Source organism: Microlunatus sagamiharensis (assembly GCF_900105785.1).
GTDB classification, from domain to species: Bacteria; Actinomycetota; Actinomycetes; order Propionibacteriales; family Propionibacteriaceae; genus Microlunatus; species Microlunatus sagamiharensis.
On record NZ_LT629799.1, the window covers coordinates 606,752 to 630,030 of the forward strand.

The window sequence follows — 23,279 nt, forward strand, 5'->3', positions numbered from 1 at the left end:
TGCTACGGGCGCCCCGCCGCCTGCTGGCAGCGGAGCGAGCGCAGGGAGTCGTCGCGCCGCTCGCGCACGATCCGGCTGACCGAGGCCGACAGGTCGACCTCGCCCAGCCACGCGTCGAGGCGGGCCAGGAAGCCCTCCCGGTCGGCGGGCAGGGGGAAGAGGCCGCGGACCGCACTCGTCCGCAGCACCGCGCCCTTGCTCTGCCAGACCCCGCCGAGCGCGGAGGCCTCCTCGACCATCGCCAGGTAGCGCTCGACGTAGGGCGCGAGCACCTCGTCCTGGCCGCGCTGCACGAAGGACGCGCAGATCGCGGACTGGACGCTGTTGGTGACCTCGTCGCTCTCGCAGGCCAGGCGCCACGCCTCGGCCTTGGCCTCGGGCGTCGGTCGGGCGGCCCGGGCGCCCGCGGCCAGCTCGGCGCCGGTGTTGGAGTTGTCGCGGGCCTGCTCGGCGTCGATGGCCGCGCCGTCGAGCCGCCCGAGCCGGGCCAGCTGGCCGACCAGCAGCCAGCGGAGGTCACGGTCGACGACGAGCCCCTCGGGCACGTCGCGACCCTCGAGCCACCCGGCGACGACGTCGGAGCCCCAGCCCGGGTTGGCCGCCGCGGCGAAGGAGCGGGTGAAGGCGAGCTGCTCGTCCGAGCCCGCCCCGGCCGCCTTCAGGAGAGCGAACAGCCCCGCCTCGAGGCGGCCCTGCACCTCGGCGCGCTCGCCCAGCCCGGTGTAGGAGTTCGCGGCGAGCGCGGCCTGGGCGAGGACCAGCCGCAGCTGGGTCGGGACCGTCTCGACGGCCGCGGTCCGCAGCACCACGTCGACGTAGTCGCGTGCCGGCAGCTCGGCGTCGCGGCAGGAGTCCCACAGGGACGCCCACACGACGGCCCGCGCGAGCGGGTCGCCGACCTCCGGCAGGTGCTCGACCGCCGCACCGCGGGAGCGCTCGTCCAGGCGGACCTTGGCGAAGGTGAGGTCCCCGTCGTTGGGCAGCAGGAGCGCGGGGAGGGGGCGCCCGACCAGGTCCGGCACCGGCGTGCGGCTGCCCTGGACGTCGAGCTCGACCCGGTCGGTCCGCGTGAGCCGGCCGTCCACGAGGCCGTACGCGCCGACGGCGAGACGGTGCGGGCGCAGCGTGTCGTGCTCCGGCGGAGCCGTCTGCACGACGTCGAGGGCGGTGACCGTGCCCGCCTCGTCGGTCTCGACCTCGAGCGCGATGGTGTTGACGCCCGCGGTCTCCAGCCACGCCTTGCTCCACGCGGTGAGGTCGCGTCCCGAGGGCGGCTCGAGCGCCCGCAGCAGGTCGGCCAGGCTCGTGTTGCCGTACGCGTGCTCGGCGAAGTAGTCGCGGGCGCCGGAGAGGAACGCGTCCCGCCCGACGAAGGCCACGAGCTGGGCGAGCACGGAGGCGCCCTTGCCGTAGGTGATCTGGTCGAAGTTCGTGCTGACCGCCTCGAGGTCGACGATGTCGGCGGAGATCGGGTGCGTGGAGGGCAGCTGGTCGGCCCGGATCGCGCCGGTCTTGGAGCCCGCGCTGAACGTCGCCCAGCTGGTCGCCGGGTCGCCGGTGATCGCCTCGGCGGCGAAGTTGGAGCACCAGGTGGCGAAGGACTCCTTCAGCCACAGGTCGTCCCACCAGCGCATGGTCACCAGGTCGCCGAACCACATGTGCGCGAGCTCGTGCAGGATCACCTCGCGCCGGTAGTCGCGGGAGGCCTGCGTGACCCGGCTGCGGAAGACGTACTCGTCGCGGAAGGTGACGAGCCCGACGTTCTCCATCGCGCCCGCGTTGTACTCCGGCACGAAGGCCTGGTCGTACTTGCCGAAGGGGTAGGCCAGCCCGAAGCTGGCCTCGAAGACGTCGAAGCCGCCCTGGGTGACCTCGAGGATCGCCTCGGGGTCGAGGCTGTCGACGAGCGAGCGGCGGCAGATGATGTTCGCCGCGACCGGCCCGGCCGTGCTGGTGAGCTGGCCCTCGACGACGGCGTAGTCGCCCGCCAGCAGCGAGGTGAGGTAGGTCGAGACCGGCTTGGTCTCGGCGAACGTGGTGAGCGTGAGGTCGGCGTCGTCCGCGTCGGGCGTCTGGGACACGACCGCCCCGCCGGAGACGACGGTCCACGACGACGGTGCCAGCACCGAGAAGGAGAACCGCGCCTTGAGGTCGGGCTGCTCGAAGCAGGCGAAGACCCGGCGGGCGTCGGCCGGCTCGAACTGGGTGTAGAGGCAGACCGCGCCGTCCGCCGGGTCGACGAAGCGGTGCAGCCCGTCGCCGCTGCGGCTGTAGCGCACGACCGCGTCCACGACCAGCTCGTGCTCGCCAGGGGTGACGTCGAAGGGCAGCCGCGAGTCCACGAACCTGGCCGGGTCGAGGGCGACGCCGTCGAGGGAGGCCGAGCGCACGTGGTCGGCGATCAGGTCGACGTGCAGCGAACCCGCCTCGCGGGCGGTCAGGCGGATCGTCGTGGTGCTCGTGAAGAGCCGGGTGGCGTCCTCGACCTCGCGACCGGAGAGGTCGACGTGCACCGCGTACGTGTCGGTGCCGATGAGCGCCGAGCGCGCCTGCGCCTCGGCCCTGGTCAGGTTGTCGGGGAACATGCGGCCGATCCTTCCACGACGCCCGTACGCGGTCGGTGGCCGATGGCGGTCGGTGCCTAGGCTTGGGCCATGGCGAAGCCGACCAAGCAGAAGAGCAAGCAGACGGACGCCAGGACCGAGATCGAGGCCCTGGGCAAGCAGACCCGCAAGGCGTTCGACGCCCTCGTCGCCGAGGTGCGCCAGCTGGGCGAGGAGGTGCGGGCGCGCACCGCCGACGCGACCAGCCAGGTGGCGGGCCGGGTCGCCGGCCAGGCGGGGGACCAGGCGGTGCAGACCGTCGACTTCTGGTTCGACCCGATCTGCCCGTGGGCGTGGATGACCTCGCGCTGGATGCTCGAGGTCGAGCAGGTCCGCCCCGTGAAGACGGTCTTCCACGTGATGAGCCTCTCGGTGCTCAACGCCGGGCGTGACCTGCCCGACGGCTACCGCGAGATGCTCGACCTCGGCTGGGCCCCCGTCCGCGTCGCGATCGCCGTGGAGGAGCGGTACGGCCAGGAGCAGCTGCGCGCCTTCTACACCGCCGTCGGCACCCGGATCCACAACCAGCAGCAGGGCTTCGGCCGCGACACCCTCGAGGCCGCGCTGCGCGAGGTCGGACTGCCCGCCGAGCTCGCCGACGCCGGCGACGTCGGCGACAACGACGAGGCCCTGCGCGCCTCGCACCACCAGGGCATGGACCCGGTCGGCCAGGACGTCGGCACGCCGGTCATCCACGTCGGCGACGTCGCCTTCTTCGGCCCTGTCATGTCGCCCGCGCCCAAGGGCGAGGAGGCCGGCCGCGTGTACGACGGCGTGCTCGCGCTCGCCTCGTACCCGGGCTTCTTCGAGCTCAAGCGCACCCGCACGGTCGACCCGATCTTCGACTGAGCCCGCCGCGGCGAGCCTCCGCTACACCTCGACGAGGTGGCGCGGGGGCTCGCGGTAGAGGGGGTAGAGCGGCCCGACCACGCGCTCGGCCGCCGCGTAGGAGAACCAGGCGGGACCGCCGAGCCGCTCCTCGGCCTTGGCCGTGAGGACGACGCGGTCCGGGTGGCTCTCGGTCGGTCCGTCGCCCAGGCGGACCAGCCCCAGGTCGGTGGTGAGGAGGTCGGCGACGCCGGCCTCGCCGATTCGGCCGTAGGACATCGTCTCGACCTCGAGGCCGCCCACGAGGACCTTGGCCACGTGCACCTCACCCACCCGCGTGGTCGCCGCGAGGACGTCGTGGCCGGCCAGGGTCGCGAGCAGGCCGGTGAGGGTCCCGTCGGCGGCGTCGCCGGCCGGCACCTCGATCGCGTCCCGGCCGACCGTGCGTGAGCGGTCGGGCGCGGTCAGCTCGCGCAGCCGCTGTGCGCCCAGGTCGTGCCACGCCCGCATGGCGCTGACGGCCCGGGGCTCGCCGGTCGCCCCGCCGCGCTCGACCGCGGCCCAGTAGTCGGGGTCGGCGACGGCCCTCGCGGCCGCCCGGTCGCCGAAGCAGAACGCCTTGCGGGCGCGCGAGTTCGCGTGCTCGAGCAGGGCCTTGAGCAGGCTGCGCTCGACCGACTCCTCGGCCGCCTCGCCGCAGGCGGTGAGGCGGATCGGCGAGGAGTCGTCGTGGTCGACGCCCATGACGTAGGTCGAGCAGGCGCCGAAGGACGTCGCGGCGTGCTTGAAGACCGCCTCGACGCCCTCGGCCGCGAAGCGCGCGGCCAGCGCCGCCACCTCGCCGTCCGGGTCGAGCCCGCTCGGGTCGATCTCGGGCGAGCGGAGGTCCAGCGCCCGGAACCGCAGCCCGTTCGTGTGGCGCTGCAGGATCTCGAGGATCCCGTGGCGGACGGGGCGCTCCGCGTCGAGGCCCGCGCCGAGCCCGTTCGTCACCGGCGTGACCAGGGCGGGGGAGCCGGCGTCGTCGCGCTCGGCCGGGTCGCTGGCGACGAGGTCGAGCGGGGCCCAGACCTCCTCCCCGGTCCGCACGCGGACGACCGGCACCCAGGTGATCGGCGTCGCGGGCGTCCACGGCGAGCCGGCGGGCAGGCAGAGCGTCGCCGGGTCGGCGACCCGGTCGACGCCCTCGCGCCGGACGAGCTCCTCGAACGACCCGCGGACGGCCCGGGCGTGCAGGCTCCGCACGTGGTCACCCGCCAGGACGCCCTCGGCGAGCTCGCCGAGCCCACTGAGCCGGGCGTCCTCGCTCGTCAGCCCGTAGCCGTTGCCGTTCATGGCGAGCCGGCCGTCGACGATCAGCGAGCAGCTCGTCACCGGGACGCCGAGGTGGTCGAGGGCGGAGATGTCGAAGTCGACGACCTGGCCGCCGCGGCCCAGCACCTCCCCGTACGCCGTCACCGCGTCGGACGCACCCTGCTCGAGCACCTGGTCCCCCTCGTCTGCGTGCTGCTTGACTGTCGGCCTCACCACCACGCACGACGCGAGAGGCAGGGTCCACAGTGCAGCACGGCGACGTCAGCCACGCGGGCGACGGCGCCCGCCTGCGCGACCTGATCCTCGCGCAGACCCACCGCGGCGCCGGCGTCCCGGTGCTGCTGCGCACCGCGCCGGCCGGTCCCGAGGAGGCCGAGCCGTACGGCGCCGCGGCCTACCAGGTGCAGGTCGACCTGGCGGCCCGGATGCTCGACGGAGAGGACCTCGGTACGCCGGAGCCGGGCAGCCTGGCGGCGCGGCTGCTCGAGCGGCCGCTGCTGGCCCTGAACTTCCACCGGATCCGCGGGCGCAACCAGGAGGTCGTGCGCGAGCAGCTGCGCCGCGCCGCCGCCCTGGGCTCGAGCTTCGACCTGGACGCGCCCGAGCAGCAGGTCGGCGAGGTCCGCGTGCTCGTCGGCTTCTACGACGGCTTCGCCCGGACCGCGGAGTTCGCCGCCGAGCTGTCGCGCTCGCTCGGGCTGCGGGCTGTGTTCCTGCCGATCTTCCACGCGCCCACGTCGGGCCGCCTGCTCACCGACGCCCAGCTCGGCGAGATCGCGACCGCCCACGAGGTCGGGGTGCACACCACCCGCCACGTCGCGGCGGCCGAGGTCGACGAGGCGACCGTCGGACCCGAGGTGGTGGAACCCTTCCGCCGCATCGAGCGGGCCACGGGCCGGGCCCCGCGCATCGCCGCGTGGCGTGGCGGGACGCGCTTCGACGGCTCGCTGCTGGGCAACCGGACGCTGGTCGAGCTCGGCGTGACCCACCTCGTCTCGAACTGGTCGGTTGAGAGGATCTGAGGCAGCCGAGGCGCGCTCGAGCCCTTCGGGACCGCCCCCGGGGGCTCTGCGAGACTGCAGCCATGCGCGTTCACATCGGCAGCGACCACGCGGGCTTCGAGCTGAAGGGGCACCTGGTCGAGGCGCTGCGGGGCGACGGCCACGAGGTCGTCGACCACGGCCCGGTCGAGTACGACGCCGAGGACGACTACCCGATCTTCTGCATCCCCACGGCCGAGGCCGTCGTCAAGGACCCGGGCTCGCTCGGCATCGTCATCGGCGGCTCGGGCAACGGCGAGCAGATCGCGGCGAACAAGGTCCAGGGGGTGCGCTCCGCGCTGGTCTACGACCAGGACACGGCCTCGCTCGGCCGCCAGCACAACGACGCCAACGTCATGGGCATCGGTGCCCGCATGCACAGCGAGGAGGAGGCCGTCGCGCTGGCGCGCACCTTCCTCTCGACGCCGTTCAGCGGTGAGGAGCGGCACGCGCGCCGCATCGCGCTGCTGGCCCGCTACGAGGTGATGAGCCGGGCCGCCCAGCAGGACGACCAGGACGGCACCGCGGACGAGGGCGTCTAGCGGGCGTACGCCCGCGCGCGCCGTCCGTCGACGCGGGCGAGCAGGCTGTCGACGACCTCGGCGGCCTCGAGCTCGTCGGCCATCGTGGGCCGCGAGACGTCTCGGGCCCGCATGGCCCGGTCGAGGGTCACGAGGCCGGAGGCTCCGTCCCGGCCGAAGTCCCGGGGGAACAGGTCCCGGTCGGCGTGGGGGTGGTGGGCTCGACGCCCGTGGTCACTCGGCACATGATCCACGCTAGGAGCGCGGGACGGCCCAGCCGAGGGCGGACACGCAAGCGTTATCGAGCCGCGATGATTCGCCACGCGTGCGAAACCGGTGGACCTCCACGAGCCTGGCGGTCCTGAGGCAGGAGGGACGTGAGAGATGTCAGAGCACGCTGAGGCGGATGTGGTGCTGGAGGCTCCGGGGCTGCTGCTCCGCGTCGGACCTTCCGGCTCGGTCGAGGCCACCGACGTGGTGTCGGGCGTGGCATGGCTCGTCGACGCCGGCGTCCTGGAGGTGGCCGCCGCCACCGGTCCGCTCGCGCTGGGGAGCCCGCAGGTGCGCGCCGACGCCGACGAGGTCGAGGTCGAGGTCGGCGGGGACGGGCTCAGGGCGCTCGTGCGGCACGCGGTCGACGACGCGTGGACCGTGCGGGTCGTGCTCGCGAACGAGTCCGACGTCGCGCTGGAGCTGACCGGCGTACGCCTGAGGTGGCGGCCCGCGCCGGGTGCGGTCGCCACGGCGCTGGCGGCCGGGGCGGTCGGGGCGTACGCGGTGCAGCCCGCCTCGGGGTCGGGTCGGCTGCTCGTCGGGCGGCTCCGGGCCGGGGTCCAGACCGGGGTCGACGAGGACGGGCTGCTGCTCGGGCCGCTGACCCTGCCACCCGGTCACCGCGCGGCCGTGCAGTGGCGGTGGGAGGTGCTGGCGGAGCCGCGCCTGGTCGACCGGTCGGCGCTGCCGGCGACGCCGTGGCTGGAGCTCGGCCAGTCGGTCGTCCTGCCCGCCGGTCCGGACGTCGCGGTCGTGGCGCCGGGCCTGCACGTCGAGGTCGGGGAGGACGCCGTGCGGGTCGAGGCCTTCGAGCCCGGTCCGGCCACGGTCGAGCTGCGCGGCGTGCGCGGGACGACCACCCACCGCCTCGTCTGGGCCCCGGACCTCGACGACCTCCTGGACTCCGAGGCTGCGGCTCTCCTGGCCGGGCCCACCACGCCGTCGGGGACGGTGCGGCTGCCGGGAGCAGCGGCCGCCCTGGTGGTGCAGGACGCCCTGCGCCGGGGCGGGGCGGGGAGCGGCGACGTGGCCGCCGAGGCGCTCGAGCTGGCCACCGGGCTGCTCGTCGAGCAGCTCGACGAGCACCCGACGGGCGCGGCAGCCGTCGATCCGCTGGCGCTCGCCCTCCTGGCCCGCGAGGCCGACCGCGTCGCCGGGCCCACGGCGCGGGCGACGCTCGACGCCGCCACCCGTGGCCTGCGGGGCGTCGCCCTGCCCGCGCCGGGCGTCGGCCTGGCCGGTGTCGCCCTCGCCCTCGCCCGGCTGCGGTCCGGCGAGGACCCGGCACCGGCGGTGGACCACCTCGCCGGCCTCCTCCGGGCCTCGAGCCCCGCCTCGGACGCCGGGCTGGAGCTCGCCGTGCTGCTGCGGCCCGGCCAGGTCACCCCGGAGGCCCTGGTCGCGGGGTTGCGCCGCCTCGGCGCGGCGCTCGGCGCAGGGCTCCCCGGGCGGTCGGTCCCGCCGACCGGGCTCGAGCGGCTGGCCCTGGCGTCGGCCGTCCTCGGCCTCGTGGACGAGGCCACGGGTGAGCGGCTGCGCGGGGTCTGGGGCACCGGGGCGGCGGAGGTCGCGCGGCGGGCGTCGGCCCAGGTGCGCGCCCGCGTGGCCGAGCGACCCGGGGGAGCGGCCGCGGGGCGCGCGCTGGCGTGGCTGGTCCTGGGCGGCACCCCCGCCTGAGCACGCGCTGGGCGGCGTACGGCTCCGAGGAGATGGCGCGGGAACTCACGGCGTGCCGGTGCCGTCTGCCACAGTGTGAGCGTGACGAGCACGACCGTCGGACCCCCCGCCGCCGGGCCTCAGGGCACCGTCGGCGAGCGGCCGGCTGCGGGCTCCGGCCGGTCCGGCTCGGTCCGCGGCACCCCCCGGATGCCGCGGCTGCCGCAGCTGGTGTCGCGGCTGTGCTTCCTCGCCGCCGTCGTGGTCGTGCTGGGCACGGCGTTCCCCGGGGTGGGGTGGATCGAGGCGCTCGTCGACCTCTGCTCGACCGTCTTCTTCCCCGTCGACGGGGCCTCGATCGGCTTCGCGGTCTTCCTGCTCCTCCTGGGGGCGGCGCTGGCCCGGCGCAAGCACGTGGCCTGGGTCCTCGCGCTGGTCATCTTCGGCTTCTTCCTGCTCACCGACCTGGCCGTGGTCACCGGCCTGGTCGCCTCCCTCTTCGCGGTCCAGACCGACTTCGGCTCGCTGCCCGTCTACGCCCGCTTCGCCCTGAACCTCGCCGCGCTGGGCGCGCTGACCGCCGCGATGGTCCACTACCGCGGCGAGTTCAGCGCCCGCCGCGCCCCCGGCAGCGTGCGCAAGGCGCTCCTGGTCCTGCTCGGCGGGCTGGTCGTCACCGTCGGCGTCGGCATGGCCCTGGTCACCGTGTTCCCCACCGAGCTGGTCGGCCCGCGCGGGCGCCTCGCGTTCATCGCGAACCGCCTGGTCAGAACCCTCTTCGGCACCGAGACCGACCTCGCCCCGCAGGCCGTCGCGAGCGCGCCCGGCTGGATCGGCACGGTCGTCGGGCTGCTGCTCGGGCTCACCCTGCTGGCCGCCGTCGTCGCGCTGACCCGCTCCCAGCAGCTCGCCGCGCTGATGTCGGAGGAGGACGAGCCCCGCGTCCGCGCGCTCGTCGCCCGCTCCGGGGACGACTCGCTGGCCTACTTCGCCACCCGCCGCGACAAGTCGGTCGTCTTCGCCCCCGACGGCGCCGCCGCGGTCACCTACCGCAACGACCTCGGGGTGTGCCTGGCCAGCAGCGACCCGATCGGTCCGCCCGAGCGCTGGGGCGGGGCCATCCGGGCCTGGCAGGCGTTGGCCGACACCTACGGCTGGACGCCGGCCGTCGTCGGGGCCAGCGAGGCCGGCGCGACCGCGTACGCCCGTGACCTCGGCCTGCGGGTGATCCGGATCGGCGACGAGGCCGTGCTGCACCCGCGCGACTTCCACCTCGCCGACCGCGACATGCGCCCGGTGCGCCAGGCCGTGCAGCGCCTCGAGCGCCTCGGCTACACGACCCGCATCAGACGCCACCGCGACATCCCGCCCGCCGAGCTCGAGGCCCTGGTCGGGCGCGCGGACGCGTGGCGCGACACCGAGAGCGAACGGGGCTTCTCGATGGCCCTCGGCCGGCTCGGCGACCCCGCCGACGCGGCCTGCCTGATGGTGGAGGCCCTGCTGCCGGTCGACCGGGCGGGCGTGGACGGCGGTGCGGCGAGCCAGGTCGCGGGGCTGCTGTCCTTCGTGCCGTGGGGGACCGACGGCTTCTCCCTCGACGTCATGCGGCGCAACCCCGACGCGGACAACGGCGTCACCGAGCTGATGGTCAGCGCGCTGATGGACGCCGGGCCCGAGCTCGGTGTCCGGCGCGTCTCGCTCAACTTCGCGGTGTTCCGCAGCGCCTTCGAGGAGGGCGCCCGGATCGGCGCCGGTCCGGTGCTGCGGCTGTGGCGCCGCCTGCTCCTGGTGGCCTCGCGCTGGTGGCAGTTCGAGTCGCTCTACCGCTCGAACGTGAAGTACCGCCCCGAGTGGCAGCCCCGGTTCCTGTGCTTCGCCGAGACGCGCGACATCGCCCTGGTCGGCACGGCGCTGGGCGTCGCCGAGGGGTTCATCGACCTGCCGTCCTTCCTCCGGCCCCGCGTCGAGCTGGGTGCCGCGCGCCACGTCCCGGCCGACGGCACGCTCGCCGTCGAGCCCCTCGTCGCACCGGTCGCCGACCCCGAGCCCGCGGGGTCGCGGCTGCCCGAGCAGGTCCGGCTGCGCATGGCGACGCGCGAGCGGCTCGTCGCCGAGGGCACCGACCCCTACCCGCCGTCCTTCCACCCGCAGGACACCGCCGACTCGGTCTCGCAGGCCGGCGACGCGGACCTCGGCCGGCCGGTCAGCGTCGCCGGGCGCGTGGTGGCGGTGCGCGACCTCGGCGGCGTCACCTTCGTGGTGCTGCGCGACTGGAGCGGCGACGTCCAGCTGCTGCTGAGCGCCGACGTGGCGGGGGAGGAGGCGCTGGAGCGGCTCCGCCGCGACGTCGACCTGGGCGACCACCTCGGGGCCGAGGGCACCGTCGTCCGCTCCCGCAGCGGCGAGCTGTCGGTCGGCGTCACCACCTGGCTGCTGACCGCCAAGTCGCTGCGCCCGCCGCCCGACGTCCGGGGCGGGGTCCGGGACCCCGAGGCCCGTGTCCGGCAGCGCTACCTCGACCTGGCGGTCAACCCGCTGGCCCGCCGGCGGCTGCGGTCCCGCTCGGCCGTGCTGCGCGCGGTGCGCGACACGCTCGACGCCCGCGGCTTCCTCGAGGTCGAGACCCCGATCCTGCAGACCATTCACGGCGGTGCGAACGCCCGGCCGTTCCGGACGCACATCAACGCCTACGACCTCGACCTCTACCTGCGGATCGCGCCCGAGCTGTTCCTCAAGCGGCTCATGGTCGGCGGGGTGGACCGGGTCTTCGAGATCGGCCGGAACTTCCGCAACGAGGGCGCCGACGCCACGCACAACCCCGAGTTCACGATGCTCGAGGCCTACGAGGCGTACGGCGACTACACGACCATGCGGACGGTCGCGCAGCAGATCGTCGTCAACGCCTCCCGTGCGGTGAGCGGCGGGACGCTGGTGCGCGGCACGGACGCGTCCGGGGTCGAGCACGAGGTCGACCTCGCCGACGACTGGCCGGTCGTCACGGTGAACGACGCGATCTCGGCCGCCGCCGGCACCACCGTCACCGCCGACACCCCGAAGGAGGAGCTGCTCGCGCTCGCGCGCGCGCTCGGCATCGCCGTCGACGGCTCGTGGACGCGGGGCAACGTGCTGCTCGAGCTCTACGAGCACCTCGTGGAGTCCCGCACCGTGCGTCCGACCTTCTACACCGACTTCCCCGCCGAGGTGTCGCCGCTGACCCGGCAGCACCGCGTCGACCCGCGGCTGGCCGAGCGCTGGGACCTGGTCGCCTTCGGCGCGGAGATCGGCACCGCGTACTCCGAGCTCGTCGACCCCGTGGAGCAGCGCGCCCGTCTCACCGCGCAGTCGCTGCAGGCCGCGGGGGGCAATCCTGAGGCCATGGAGCTCGACGAGGACTTCCTGCTCGCGCTCGAGCACGCGATGCCGCCGAGCGGTGGCCTGGGGATGGGGATGGACCGGCTGGTGATGATGCTGACGCAGGCCTCGATCCGGGAGACGATCGCCTTCCCGCTGGTCAAGCCGCGCTCCTCCGACGCCGCCCGGTGAACGCCGCCGACGTCGTGCGCACCGAGGGCTCGCACGTCACGACCCTCGGCGGGCGTCAGGTGCACCTCGAGGTCGCCCCCGGGCTGGGCGAGGACCTCGGAACCCCGATCATGCTGGTGCCCGGCTGCGCCGTCCCCTCGTACGCCTTCCGCCCCGTCCGCACAGCGATGCCCGGACGCTGGTTCGTCGCGATCGACCGTCCCGGCATGGTCGAGACGCCCTGGCCGGGACGCCTCCCGACGCTCGCCGAGGAGGTCGCCACCCTGCTCGAGCTGTGCGAGGCCCTCGGGCAGCCGCCCGTGGTCGTGGCGCACTCGATGGCCGGCCCGCACGTCGAGGCGCTCGTGCGGCAGCACCCCGGTTCCGTCAGCGGCCTCGTGCTGCTCGACGCCAGCATCGAGCTGGACGCGAAGCCGGCTCCTGCCGCGCTGGACCGGGCCTGGCTCGCCGCCTCCCGGCTCGCCCTCGAGGGCTCGAGGCTGCCACCGTTCGCGCTGGCCGCCTCGCTCTCGACCCGCGTCGCCGTGTGGTCGCAGAGCCACCGGCTGCCCATCGACTACGACCGCCCGCCGGGGACCGACGACCTCTTCCGGCGTCCGGACACCCTCGCCAGCGTGGTGGCCGAGCAGGCTGCGTACGCCGACCAGCTCGCCGACCTGCAGACCCTGCTGGAGACCACGACCTGGCCGGGCACTCCGTCGGTCGTGCTCACCGCCGGTTCGCGTGCGGCCTGGGTGCGCAAGCAGCGCGTGCTGGCCCACCGGGTCGGCGGCCGGCAGGTCGTGGTCGAGCGGAGCCGCCACCTGATGATGCTCGACCGCCCGGACGTCGTGGCCGAGGCCGTGCTCGGCCTGCTGCCCGAGGACGAGCGGGGGACGACCCCGGCCTGAGCCTCGTCAGGCCTGCGCCGACGAGGGGACGCGCTCCGCCGGCGTGCGGCGCGGCCACCGCCCCGGTCACCGGGAGCTGCTGGTCACCCGCGCCTCGTCCTGGGAGTGGTCTCGCGTGAAGCGACGACGCCCGAGCAGCACCGTCGCACCAGCGATCACCGCTGCACCCACGAACAGGGCCGCCACCGGCCAGGTCGCCCCGCCGGCCGTGGCGACGAGCCAGGCGGCGAAGGCCGGTGACGGGCCGGCGATCAGCGCGGCGGCCGGTTCGCGGACGAGGACGACCCCGGAGAGGCGGTGCTGCGGTGCGAACAGCCCGATCACCAGCGCACCCTGGATGGCGAACAGGGACGCCAGGCCGATGCTGATGCCCACGACCATGGTCACCACGATCACGGGTTCGCTCGCCGTGGCGAACAACGGGAACACGAGCGCACCGAAGAGCACGAAGACCCCGCAGCCGGCCAGCCAGACGCGCTGCCGGCCCACGACGTCGCCCAGGAAGCCGAACAGCGGCACCATCCCGATCGCCAGCGCCGAGGAGATCAGGTTGGCGAGCAGGCCGAAGCTCGCGGGCAGGCCCATGGTGGTGGTGAGGTAGGACAGCAGGTACACCTGCGTGAGGGACGAGAACAGCAGGTACGGGCCGAGGATCCCGTAGCCGAGGAGCACCTCGCGCCACTGCGTGCGGAGCGCCTCGACGAACGGGACGCGGACCACCTCACCGCGCGACCTGATCCTGGTGAACTCCTCGGTCTCCTCGATGCCGGAGCGGATCCACAGCGCGATGCCGACGGTGACGGCGCTGGCGAGGAAGGGCACCCGCCAGCCCCAGCTGAGCAGGTCGTCCTCCGGCAGCGTCGAGATGAGCGTGAAGACCGCGGTGGCGATGACGATGCCGGCGAACACCCCCATGCCGGGCAGGGCGACCCGCAGGCCCGCGCGCCGCTGGTTGCCGCTCTCGGCCAGCATCACCAGCGACCCCACGTACTCCGCGCCGGCTCCCATCCCCTGCAGGACGCGGCACACCGCCAGCAGCACGGGTGCCCAGACGCCGATGGAGTCGTAGGTCGGCAGCAGCCCGACGCCGACGGTCGCCACCCCCATCAGGAGCAGGGTCGTGATCAGCATGGGCTTGCGGCCGATCCGGTCGCCGAAGTGGCTGAAGAGCAGACCACCGACGGGGCGGCCGAAGTAGCCGATGGCGAAGGTGAGCAGCGAGCTGATGGTCGCTGCCGCCGGGTCCTGCTGGGGGAAGAAGAGCCGGCCGAACACGACCGCCGCGGCCAGCCCGAAGAGGGTGAAGTCGTAGTACTCGACCACGCTGCCGATGACGGCGGCCCAGCCCGTCCGCCGGACGTTGGTGCGTCGGCTGAGCGGGCTGGACTCGCTGCGCTGCGCTGGGTCAACCATTCGCGGATCTCCCTCGGTCCTCGGTGTGGTGCCGGCCCTGCGACGACGGCGACGAGCGCGACGACTGCGCTGCTGACGGATGTCGGGAACGGCGACAGCAGTGTGATCAAACGTTTGCTCAATGTCTAGTGTCGGCGCCGAGACGTCCGATCGCGTCGGTAGGAGGGCGTGCAGCTGGCCGGCCGTCGGGCGGCTCCTCGGCGTGGCGCACCTGCTCGCGGTCCTTGCCGCTGTGCAGGCGCCGGACGGCCGCGCGGTCGTCGGGAAGGCGGAGCTGACCGGCTGCGTCTCGGGGCTCACCCGGTCGAGCAGGGGTCACCTAGGCTCGCCACCATGCTGGGCCGCCGTCGGCAGCCCGCCGACGAGGGGGACCGCCGTGACCGAGCCCGAGGGCCTGATCGCCGAGCTCTGGTACGAGACCGCACCCGACCTGACGGACCCGATGCTCCTCGAGGGGCTGCGGGCCGTGTCGCCGGGCACGGAGGTGCAGGACGGCTCGCTGGTCGTGCCCTACGACGGCGGAGAGCTGGCGCCCCGACCGGCGGGCGACGCCGGCGAGCCGGCTCCGCGACGTCCGCTCGTGAGCCTGGTCCTGCCGGGGTCGTCCCTCGACGAGCCCGGCAAGTCCCTGCCTGATACCAGCCAGACCTGGGACTGGCCGGGCGCCGAGGAGGCCCTGGCGCCCGCCCGCGCGAGCGTGCTCGTCGTCGAGATGTACGGCGACGCGTACACCGCGCGCGACCGCGCTGCCGCGCTGGTCGGGGTGGTGCGCGCGCTCGCCGTGGCGACCCGTCCCGTCGCGCTGTCCTGGCCGACCAGCCAGCGGGTCAGCGACCCGGGCGAGCCCGCCGCCGACGGGCTCGGCGGCCTGCTGAACGTCCGCCTCTTCAGCGTCAGCGACGACGAGGACGAGCTCGTCATGGACACCCGGGGGCTCGCCCCCTTCGGGCTGCCCGACCTGCAGGTGCACTTCCGCGACCTCGAGCCGGGACGGCTGGGGGCCCTGCTCTACGCGACCGCCGGCTACCTCCTCGAGGAGGGCGACGTCCTCGGCGAGGGCCACACGATCTCGGGGATCGAGTCCGACGACCGCTGGACCTGCCACCACGAGGACTCGCTGATCGGCCCGTCGCGCCGCGTGGTCGACATCGACCCGGGCGACCCGTACGCGGCCGGCAAGCGGGCCCGCTGAGCCCTCTCGGCCTGGCTCGGCAGGCGGGCTACTCGTCCTCGGTGCTGGTCAGCCGTCTCCGCACCGACAGCAGCTCGACCTCGGGGCGGTAGGCCGCCAGGCGCTCCGCGGCGTCCAGCACCTCGACGACGTGCGCGCGGTCGGCGGAGACGAGTGCGACCCCGACCGAGGTCCGGCGGTGGAGGTCGGTGTGGCCGACCTCGGCCGCGCTCACGTCGAAGCGGCGCCGCAGCTCGGCGACCAGGGGCCGCACCACCGAGCGCTTCTCCTTGAGCGAGTGCACGTCGCCCAGCAGCAGGTCCAGCTCCAGCGTCCCCGTCCACACGCGGCCCATTGTGGCCGCTCGCGCGACACGACCTGACCCGGAGATCCGGGCGGGCGCGGATCTGTGATCATGGGCGCGTGCTGCCCCGTCCCGTGATCGGCCTCAGCACCTACCGCGAGACCGCCCGCTGGGGCGTGTGGACCGAGGTGGCCGACCTGCTGCCTGCCACCTACGTCCGCTCGGTCGAGGCCGCCGGGGGCACCGTGGTGCTGCTGCCGCCGCAGGCCCAGGGGGCCGAGGCGCTGGTCGGCCGGATCGACGGGCTCGTGGTCACCGGCGGGGCGGACGTCGAGCCCTCCCGCTACGGCCAGGAGCGCGGCCCGCACACCTACACCCGGCCCGACCGCGACGCGTGGGAGCTCGCGCTCCTCGACGCGGCCGCCGAGCGCGGCGTGCCGACCCTCGGCATCTGCCGCGGGATGCAGCTGATGGCCGTGCACGGCGGCGGCCGTCTCGAGCAGCACCTGCCCGACGTCGTCGGCCACACCGAGCACGGGCCGGAGGGCGACGCGTACGGGTGGACGTCCGTGCGCACGGTCGGCGGCTCGATGGTGGCGACCATGGTCGGCGACGCGATGCAGGTCAGCTGCCACCACCACCAGGCCGTGGTGGCGCACCCCGGCTTCGCGGTCTCGGCCCGCGCCGCCGACGGCACGATCGAGGCGATCGAGGACGCCGAGCGCGGCTACTGGGTCGGCGTGCAGTGGCACCCGGAGAGCGGTGACGACCACGGGCTCTTCGCCGGGCTCGTCGGCGCGGCCTCGCGGGCCCTCGTCACCCGCTGACCCGTCCGGCCCCTCCAGCGCGCCGGCTCAGGCGTCGCGCGTCGCGTCCCGGCGGCGCAGCGCCGGGTCGTCCTCGGCGAACGTCCGCACCGGGCCCGGCGCGGTGTCCCGGGTCTCGAAGCGGACGGTGACGCGCCCGACCCCCGCGCCCCAGACCCAGCCGGGCCCGTGCTCGTCGTGCTCCACGTCCAGGCCCGGCGCCCAGCCCGTCGCCGGCGGCCCGTACGCGTGGTCCTCGGTCGAGCCAGGGGGCTGCGCGGGCTCGACCGCCGCGGGCGTCGCCTCCTCCGCGTCGTCGTCCGGCGCCTCTTCCGACCCGGTCTCCTCCTCGGCGAAGAGGTCGTCCTGCAGCAGGTCGGTCAGACCGGCGACACCCACGCCGAGCAGGCGCACCCCGCCGGTCACCTCGACCGCGTCGAGCAGCGACTGGGCGACGGCGGTGATGACCTCGGCCCGGTCGGTCGCGCCGCGCAGCGTGCGGGCGCGGGTGATCGTGGAGAAGTCGGGCCGGCGGACCTTGATCGTCACCGTCCGGGCGAAGAGCTGCGCAGCGACCAGCCGCGAGGCCACCTGCCGGGCGTCGCGGCGCAGGATCTCGGCCAGCTCGACCCGGTCCTTGACGTCGGTGGCGAAGGTGTCCTCGACCGAGATCGACTTCGCCTCCCGCTCGGCCTCGACCGGGCGGTCGTCGCGGGCCCAGGCCAGCTCGGCGAGGCTCTCGGCGTGCGCGCGCCCGACCACCTGGGCGAGCTCGGCCGGCTCGACCTGGCGCAGGTCCGCGACCGTGCGCACCCCGATGCGGTCCAGCCGCTCCCGCGTCACCGGACCCACCCCGAAGATCACCCCGACGCTCATCGGACCGATGCGCTCGACCTCCGTGCCGGGCTCCACGACGGTGAGCCCGTCGGGCTTCTCGAGCTCGCTCGCGATCTTGGCGAGGAACTTCGACGAAGCCGCGCCCACCGACGCGGTGAGGCCGCTGGTCGCGGCGTGCACGTCGTCCTTGAGACGGGTGAGCAGCGTGCGCAGCCCGTCGGGGGAGAGGTCGAGCGGGGTCGGGGAGGCGCGCAGGTCGACGAACGCCTCGTCCAGCGACAGCGGCTCCACCAGCGGCGACAGCGCGCGCAGGAGGCCCATCACCTGGCCGCTCGCCACCTTGTAGACGTCGAAGCGCGGCACCAGGAACGCCGCGTTCGGGCAGCGGCGCCGGGCCTCGTGCGACGGCATCGCCGAGCGCACCCCGAAGACGCGAGCCTCGTACGACGCGGTCGCCACCACGCCCCGCTGGCCGACGCCGCCCACCACGACCGGCTTGCCCCGCAACGACGGCTTGTCACGCTGCTCGACGGAGGCGTAGAAGGCGTCGAGGTCCAGGTGGAGCACCGAGGCCTCGCGTCGCACCCGTCCATTCTGCCGACGACGTGACGCGTGGCGCGGGTCACGCCCCACGGGGCCGCGACCGCTCGGATGAGCGAATCCTGAGGTGACGCTGCGTGAAGCGACATCGTTGTCTCGAGGTTGAGGCATCAACATGATGGACGTCGGGCCGATCGGCACGGTCCGACACCTGCTCACGCGGCTGGTGGGGGCGATGTCCACGGGCGCTCCCACCAGCTCCTTGTCCAGGTGACCGGCCCGGGCCGCCCCTCGCGGCCCGCCGGTGCCGACGGTGCCTGTGGCACCATTCGTCCGCAGTGCGCTGGGCCCCGACGAGGTGGGCCGGCCGAGGGGCGCGTCGACGCGACGCCCCATCGACTCGACCCGAAGGTGACATGGACAACATCTGGCCAGGCAGGCCCTACCCGCTGGGCGCGACGTTCGACGGCACCGGTGTGAACTTCGCCGTGTTCTCCGAGGTCGCCGAGCGCGTCGAGCTCTGCCTCCTCGACGACGACCTCGCGGAGACCCGCGTCGAGCTCATCGAGGTCGACGGCTCGGTCTGGCACGGCTACGTGCCCGGCCTGCAGCCCGGCCAGCGCTACGGCTTCCGGGTGCACGGCCCGTACGACCCGGCCCAGGGCCAGCGGTCCAACCCCGCCAAGCTGCTCCTCGACCCGTACGCCAAGGCGATCGAGGGCATGATCGACGGCGACCAGTCGCTGTTCAGCTACGACTTCGCCGACCACGCGGCCTTCAACGCCGACGACTCGCGCGAGCACACGATGCTCTCCGTCGTCATCAACCCGTTCTTCGACTGGGGCCACGACCGCCCGCCGGGCCACCAGTACCACGAGTCGGTCATCTACGAGATGCACGTCAAGGGCCTCACGATGACCCACCCGGACATCCCCGAGGACATCCGGGGGACGTACGCGGCCGTGGCGCACCCGGCGACGATCGAGCACCTCAAGCAGCTCGGCGTGACCGCGGTGGAGCTGCTGCCCGTGCACCAGTTCGTGCTCGACTCGCACCTGGTCGACCAGGGCCTCACGAACTACTGGGGCTACAACACGATCGGCTTCCTCGCCCCGCACAACGGCTACGCGAACTCCGGCCAGCGCGGCCAGCAGACGACCGAGTTCAAGGCGATGGTCAAGGCGCTGCACGAGGCGAACATCGAGGTCATCCTCGACGTCGTCTACAACCACACCGCCGAGGGCAACGAGCTGGGCCCGACCATCGCGTTCCGCGGGCTCGACAACGCCTCGTACTACCGCCTCGTGGACGGCGACCAGGCCCACTACTACGACACCACGGGCACCGGCAACAGCCTGCTGATGCGCAGCCCGCACGTGCTGCAGCTGATCATGGACTCGCTGCGCTACTGGGTGCTCGAGATGCACGTCGACGGCTTCCGCTTCGACCTCGCCGCGACGCTGGCCCGGCAGTTCCACGAGGTCGACAAGCTGAGCGCGTTCTTCGACATCATCCAGCAGGACCCGGTGATCAGCCAGGTCAAGCTGATCGCGGAGCCGTGGGACCTCGGCGACGGCGGTTACCAGGTCGGCAACTTCCCGCCCCTGTGGACGGAGTGGAACGGCCGCTACCGCGACACCGTGCGCGACTACTGGCGCGGCGAGCCGGCCGCGCTGGGGGAGTTCGCCTCCCGCATCACGGGCTCCAGCGACCTCTACAACCACTCCGACCGGCGCCCCACGGCCTCGATCAACTTCGTCGTCGCCCACGACGGCTTCACGTTGCGCGACCTGGTGTCGTACAACGAGAAGCACAACGAGGCCAACGGCGAGGGCGGCAACGACGGCGAGAGCCACAACCGCTCCTGGAACTGCGGCGTCGAGGGCCCGACGGACGACATGGCGGTCAAGGGCCTGCGCCTGCAGCAGGTCCGCAACTTCATCACCACGATGATGGTCAGCCAGGGCGTGCCGATGCTGGCCCACGGCGACGAGCTGGGACGCACCCAGGGCGGCAACAACAACGTCTACGCCCAGGACAACGAGACCTCCTGGATCGACTGGGGCCTCGACGCCGACCAGCGCGGGCTGTTGGAGTTCACCTCCGGCGCCATCGCCCTGCGCAAGGCCCACCCGGTGCTGCGGCGACGCCGCTTCTTCGCCGGCGACGCGAGCCACGGCGGGCAGAGCGCGCTCGGCGACATCGTCTGGCTCAAGCCGGACGGCACCGAGATGAACGACGCGGACTGGCAGACCGGCTACTCGCAGTCGCTGATGGTCTTCCTGAACGGTGACGCGATCCCCGAGCCGGACAACCTCGGGCGGCGGATCAGCGACGACCACTTCCTGCTGATGTTCAACGCCAGCGCCGACGAGATCGAGTTCACGACCCCGGCGGACGTGTACGGCGACAGCTGGACCGTGCGGCTCGACACCGCGACCGGCGGCGTGGACCCCGGCGTCGAGCCGTGGACCTCGCGCACCCGGCACGCCGTCCCCGGGCACTCGATGGTCGTGCTCTCCACCGCGGCGGTGCCCGAGTCGGCGCGCCAGGAGGCCGAGCGGCGGGCCGACGAGGTGCGCCCGACGTTCGCGAAGGTGTCCGGCCAGGCCTGACCCGGTCGTCGCCGGGGCGAGTGCGCCCTCCCTTCGGGGAGGGTGCACCCGCCGACTACGTTGGGTTGCTGCTGCGCGCCGAGGACCGGCGCCGCGCTTCCCGACGCTAGGAGCCACGCATGACCGACGTCCCCGACGTCTCCCTGAACGACGGCCGCACCATCCCGCAGCTCGGCTTCGGGGTGTTCCAGATCGACCCGTCCGAGACCGCGCAGGCCGTGCGCACCGCGCTCGAGATCGGCTACCGCCACATCGACACCGCCGAGATGTACGGCAACGAGGCCGAGGTCGGCGAGGGCATCCGCACCTCCGGGCTCGACCGTGACGACGTCTTCGTCACCAGCAAGCTGAACAACGGCTTCCACGCGCCCGACGACGCCCGTCGCGCCTTCGACGAGACCCTGTCCAAGCTGGGCACCGACCACGTCGACCTGTTCCTCATCCACTGGCCGCTGCCGACCCGCTACGACGGCGACTTCGTGTCCACGTGGAAGGTGCTCGAGGAGTTCTACCGCGACGGCCGCGCCCGCTCGATCGGCGTCTCCAACTTCACCCCGCACCACCTGCGCCGCCTGGCCCGCGAGACCGACGTCGTCCCGGCGGTCAACCAGGTCGAGGTGCACCCGTTCTTCACCAACGACGAGGTGCGCGCGTACGGCGCCGAGCACGGCATCGCCACCGAGGCCTGGTCGCCGATCGCCCAGGGCGGGGTGCTCAAGGACCCGACCATCTCCACCATCGCCGAGCGCGTCGGCAAGAGCACGGCCCAGGTCACGCTGCGCTGGCACGTCCAGCTCGGCCACGTCGTCTTCCCCAAGTCGGTGACGCCGGAGCGGATCCAGGCCAACTACGACATCTTCGACTTCGAGCTCACCGACGAGGACCTCGCGCTGATCAGCGCCCTCGACCAGGGCGAGAAGGGGCGTACGGGCCCGAACCCGGACGTCTTCGACTACATCCCGGACTGACGCGGCGACCGCGGGAGCACCGCGGCGCGTCCACGAGGCGTACCCACCTCCGTCGCGCGCACCCTGCAGGGTGCGCGTCGCGGAGCAGGGTGCGCCTCGTGCCGTCTAGCGGTGCCCCCTGTGAGACCCGGCTGCTCGTGCGGAACCTGAAACAATCCTGAACACCGCTGGAACCTGCTCGGAACAGCCCCTCGACAGGCTCGTGCGCGACCACCTCTAGTCAGGAGCGCGCATGACCCAGGAGCTCACCCCCCGGCTGACCGAGACGCCGCCCGGCGAGACGGCGCACACGCCGGGCAGCGCCACCCGGGAAACGCTGGAGGACTACACCCTCCGCTTCGCCCCGCGGCACTACCGCCGCTGGTCGACCGGCGTCGTCGCCGTCTCCGCGCTCGGCGGGATCGCGTACCTCGCCGACTTCGCCATCGGCGCGAACATCGGCATCTCGTACGGGACCACGAACGCGCTCTGGGGCATCGCCGTCTTCGCGGTGGTGATCTTCCTGACCGGGTTCCCCGTCGCGTACTACGCGGCGCGCTACAACCTCGACCTCGACCTGATCACGCGGGGGAGCGGTTTCGGCTACTACGGCTCGGTGGTCAGCAACGTCATCTTCGCGACGTTCACCTTCATCTTCTTCGCCCTCGAGGGCTCGATCATGGCCCAGGGCCTCGAGCTCGGGCTCGGGGTGCCTCTGTGGGCCGGCTACGCGGTCTCGACGTTGATCATCTTCCCGCTCGTCGTCTACGGGATGAAGGTGCTCTCCAAGCTGCAGCTGTGGACGACGCCGCTCTGGCTCGTGCTCATGGTGCTGCCGTTCGCGTACCTGCTGATCAGCCACCCGGAGTCGGTCGGCTCGTTCTTCGCCTACCAGGGCGAGGACGGTGCGGGGACGCCGAACATCGGTTCGGTGATGCTGGCCGCCGGCGTCTGCCTGTCGCTCATCGCGCAGATCGCCGAGCAGATCGACTACCTGCGGTTCATGCCGGCGCGCACGCCGGAGAACTCCGGCAGGTGGTGGCGCGCCATGATCATCGCCGGTCCGGGCTGGGTCGTCTTCGGGGCGATCAAGCAGGTCATCGGTCTCTTCCTCGCCGTGTACATCATCGCGAACGTCGCCGACGGCGCGGCCGTGGCCAACCAGCCGGTGCACCAGTTCCTCGAGATCTACCGCGACATCATGCCGGCGCCGGTCGCCCTCGGCCTCGCGGTCGTCCTCGTCGTGATCAGCCAGGTCAAGATCAACGTGACCAACGCGTACTCGGGCTCGCTCGCCTGGACGAACTCGTTCACCCGCGTCACCAAGCGCTACCCGGGCCGGCTCGTCTTCGTCGGCGTCAACCTGCTCGTCGCGCTCGTGCTGATGGAGGCGAACATGTTCGACTTCCTCAACACGATCCTCGGCTTCTACGCCAACTGCGGCATGGCCTGGATCGTGACCGTCGCCTCGGACATCACGTTCAACAAGTACCTGCTCAAGCTCTCGCCCAAGCAGCCGGAGTTCCGTCGCGGGATGCTGCACGCGGTCAACCCGGTCGGGTTCGGCTCGATGCTCGTTGCCGCCGGCGTCTCGATCGTCTGCTTCTTCGGCGGCCTCGGCGCCGGCCTGCAGCCGTTCTCGCCGCTCGTGGCGATCGCGCTCGCGCTCGTGCTCCCGCCGGTGCTCGCCCTCGCGACGAAGGGGCGGTGGTACCTGCGCCGCACCGACGACGGGGTCGCACTGCCGATGCTCGACGACTTCGGCAACCCCTCGGACGTGATGCTCGACTGCCACGTCTGCGGCCAGGCGTACGAGCGCCCGGACATGTGCGCCTGCGAGGCGCACGACGCCTTCGTCTGCTCGCTCTGCCTGAGCACCGACGCGCGGGCCGAGCACGTCCTGCCGGCGCAGACGGCGATGGAGGCGGCGCCAGGCCGATAGAGTGGGCCCTCGCCGGTCGACGACTCCTCGCGGGGT

At 73.5% G+C, this 23,279-nt stretch carries 17 protein-coding genes; 11 read left to right on the forward strand and 6 right to left on the reverse strand.

From position 1 onward, the window contains the following. Positions 1-2: 2 nt before the first annotated feature. A complete protein-coding gene (pepN, locus tag BLU42_RS02800) occupies positions 3-2,585 on the reverse strand; it encodes an aminopeptidase N (protein WP_091073169.1) in 2,583 nt (860 codons plus the stop codon). A gap of 69 nt (positions 2,586-2,654) precedes the next feature. On the opposite strand from pepN, the gene BLU42_RS02805 reads away from it, so the two are divergent. Further along, positions 2,655-3,452, forward strand: coding sequence for a mycothiol-dependent nitroreductase Rv2466c family protein (locus BLU42_RS02805; protein ID WP_331715251.1), 798 nt, complete (start codon positions 2,655-2,657; stop codon positions 3,450-3,452). Between the two features lie 21 nt (positions 3,453-3,473). Here the strand turns inward: BLU42_RS02805 and BLU42_RS02810 are convergent, their stop codons facing one another. After that, positions 3,474-4,916 (reverse strand): YcaO-like family protein, encoded by a 1,443-nt coding sequence (locus BLU42_RS02810; RefSeq protein WP_091073170.1) that lies wholly within the window; start codon positions 4,914-4,916, stop codon positions 3,474-3,476. Positions 4,917-4,990: 74 nt separating this feature from the next. Here BLU42_RS02810 and BLU42_RS02815 point away from each other — a divergent pair, with 74 nt between their 5' ends. Both BLU42_RS02815 and BLU42_RS02820 read left to right on the forward strand, forming a co-directional pair. After that, positions 4,991-5,767 carry a polysaccharide deacetylase family protein gene (locus tag BLU42_RS02815; RefSeq protein WP_091073171.1) on the forward strand — a complete coding sequence of 259 codons (777 nt, stop codon included), beginning with the start codon at positions 4,991-4,993 and terminating at the stop codon, positions 5,765-5,767. Between the two features lie 62 nt (positions 5,768-5,829). Then, on the forward strand, positions 5,830-6,327 hold the full coding sequence (locus tag BLU42_RS02820) for a ribose-5-phosphate isomerase (protein WP_091073172.1): 498 nt from the start codon (positions 5,830-5,832) through the stop codon (positions 6,325-6,327). Here BLU42_RS02820 and BLU42_RS21570 read toward each other — a convergent pair. Then, a complete protein-coding gene (locus tag BLU42_RS21570) occupies positions 6,324-6,458 on the reverse strand; it encodes a hypothetical protein (RefSeq protein WP_269458011.1) in 135 nt (44 codons plus the stop codon). The genes BLU42_RS02820 and BLU42_RS21570 overlap by 4 nt on opposite strands. Before the next feature lie 232 nt (positions 6,459-6,690). On the opposite strand from BLU42_RS21570, the gene BLU42_RS02830 reads away from it, so the two are divergent. The 3 genes from BLU42_RS02830 to BLU42_RS02840 all read left to right on the forward strand — a co-directional run bounded on the left by BLU42_RS02830 (position 6,691) and on the right by BLU42_RS02840 (position 12,668). Next, positions 6,691-8,256 carry a hypothetical protein gene (locus BLU42_RS02830; RefSeq protein ID WP_157719735.1) on the forward strand — a complete coding sequence of 522 codons (1,566 nt, stop codon included), beginning with the start codon at positions 6,691-6,693 and terminating at the stop codon, positions 8,254-8,256. Between the two features lie 189 nt (positions 8,257-8,445). Beyond that, complete coding sequence (gene lysX, locus BLU42_RS02835; protein WP_091079172.1) at positions 8,446-11,778, forward strand: bifunctional lysylphosphatidylglycerol synthetase/lysine--tRNA ligase LysX; 3,333 nt, start codon at positions 8,446-8,448, stop codon at positions 11,776-11,778. Continuing rightward, positions 11,775-12,668: an alpha/beta fold hydrolase gene (locus BLU42_RS02840; protein WP_091073175.1), complete on the forward strand. Its 894-nt coding sequence runs from the start codon at positions 11,775-11,777 to the stop codon at positions 12,666-12,668. The genes lysX and BLU42_RS02840 overlap by 4 nt, the downstream gene beginning before the upstream one ends. Positions 12,669-12,734: 66 nt before the next feature. Here BLU42_RS02840 and BLU42_RS02845 read toward each other — a convergent pair whose 3' ends face one another. Continuing rightward, a complete protein-coding gene (locus tag BLU42_RS02845) occupies positions 12,735-14,081 on the reverse strand; it encodes an MFS transporter (RefSeq protein WP_091073176.1) in 1,347 nt (448 codons plus the stop codon). 376 nt (positions 14,082-14,457) lie between these two features. Between BLU42_RS02845 and BLU42_RS02850 the strand changes: the two genes are divergently transcribed. Further along, positions 14,458-15,273, forward strand: coding sequence for a DUF4261 domain-containing protein (locus tag BLU42_RS02850; protein ID WP_157719736.1), 816 nt, complete (start codon positions 14,458-14,460; stop codon positions 15,271-15,273). Positions 15,274-15,301: 28 nt separating this feature from the next. Here the strand turns inward: BLU42_RS02850 and BLU42_RS02855 are convergent, their stop codons facing one another. Then, positions 15,302-15,598 carry a DUF503 domain-containing protein gene (locus BLU42_RS02855; protein WP_091079176.1) on the reverse strand — a complete coding sequence of 99 codons (297 nt, stop codon included), beginning with the start codon at positions 15,596-15,598 and terminating at the stop codon, positions 15,302-15,304. A 77-nt stretch (positions 15,599-15,675) separates the two neighbouring features. Here BLU42_RS02855 and BLU42_RS02860 point away from each other — a divergent pair, with 77 nt between their 5' ends. After that, positions 15,676-16,383, forward strand: coding sequence for a gamma-glutamyl-gamma-aminobutyrate hydrolase family protein (locus BLU42_RS02860; RefSeq protein WP_231918410.1), 708 nt, complete (start codon positions 15,676-15,678; stop codon positions 16,381-16,383). 27 nt (positions 16,384-16,410) lie between these two features. Here BLU42_RS02860 and BLU42_RS02865 read toward each other — a convergent pair whose 3' ends face one another. Then, positions 16,411-17,784 carry a DNA polymerase IV gene (locus BLU42_RS02865; RefSeq protein ID WP_091073178.1) on the reverse strand — a complete coding sequence of 458 codons (1,374 nt, stop codon included), beginning with the start codon at positions 17,782-17,784 and terminating at the stop codon, positions 16,411-16,413. Positions 17,785-18,155: 371 nt separating this feature from the next. On the opposite strand from BLU42_RS02865, the gene glgX reads away from it, so the two are divergent. The 3 genes from glgX (at position 18,156) to BLU42_RS02880 (ending at position 23,243) form a co-directional block, all read left to right on the forward strand. Continuing rightward, positions 18,156-20,354, forward strand: a complete 2,199-nt coding sequence (gene glgX / locus BLU42_RS02870; RefSeq protein ID WP_091073179.1) for a glycogen debranching protein GlgX — start codon at positions 18,156-18,158, stop codon at positions 20,352-20,354. Positions 20,355-20,473: 119 nt separating this feature from the next. Further along, complete coding sequence (locus tag BLU42_RS02875; protein WP_091073180.1) at positions 20,474-21,322, forward strand: aldo/keto reductase; 849 nt, start codon at positions 20,474-20,476, stop codon at positions 21,320-21,322. A gap of 232 nt (positions 21,323-21,554) precedes the next feature. Next, positions 21,555-23,243, forward strand: coding sequence for a purine-cytosine permease family protein (locus tag BLU42_RS02880; protein ID WP_231918411.1), 1,689 nt, complete (start codon positions 21,555-21,557; stop codon positions 23,241-23,243). Positions 23,244-23,279 lie beyond the last annotated feature (36 nt).

Excerpts from the sequence above, each read along its gene's own strand:
- pepN (WP_091073169.1), bottom strand. The coding sequence starts at position 2,585 with ATGTTCCCCGACAACCTGACCAGGGCCGAGGCGCAGGCGCGCTCGGCG.
- BLU42_RS02805 (WP_331715251.1), top strand. The coding sequence starts at position 2,655 with ATGGCGAAGCCGACCAAGCAGAAGAGCAAGCAGACGGACGCCAGGACC.
- BLU42_RS02820 (WP_091073172.1), top strand. The coding sequence starts at position 5,830 with ATGCGCGTTCACATCGGCAGCGACCACGCGGGCTTCGAGCTGAAGGGG.
- BLU42_RS02830 (WP_157719735.1), top strand. The coding sequence starts at position 6,691 with ATGTCAGAGCACGCTGAGGCGGATGTGGTGCTGGAGGCTCCGGGGCTG.
- lysX (WP_091079172.1), top strand. The coding sequence starts at position 8,446 with ATGCCGCGGCTGCCGCAGCTGGTGTCGCGGCTGTGCTTCCTCGCCGCC.
- BLU42_RS02845 (WP_091073176.1), bottom strand. The coding sequence starts at position 14,081 with ATGGTTGACCCAGCGCAGCGCAGCGAGTCCAGCCCGCTCAGCCGACGC.
- glgX (WP_091073179.1), top strand. The coding sequence starts at position 18,156 with ATGGACAACATCTGGCCAGGCAGGCCCTACCCGCTGGGCGCGACGTTC.
- BLU42_RS02875 (WP_091073180.1), top strand. The coding sequence starts at position 20,474 with ATGACCGACGTCCCCGACGTCTCCCTGAACGACGGCCGCACCATCCCG.
- BLU42_RS02880 (WP_231918411.1), top strand. The coding sequence starts at position 21,555 with ATGACCCAGGAGCTCACCCCCCGGCTGACCGAGACGCCGCCCGGCGAG.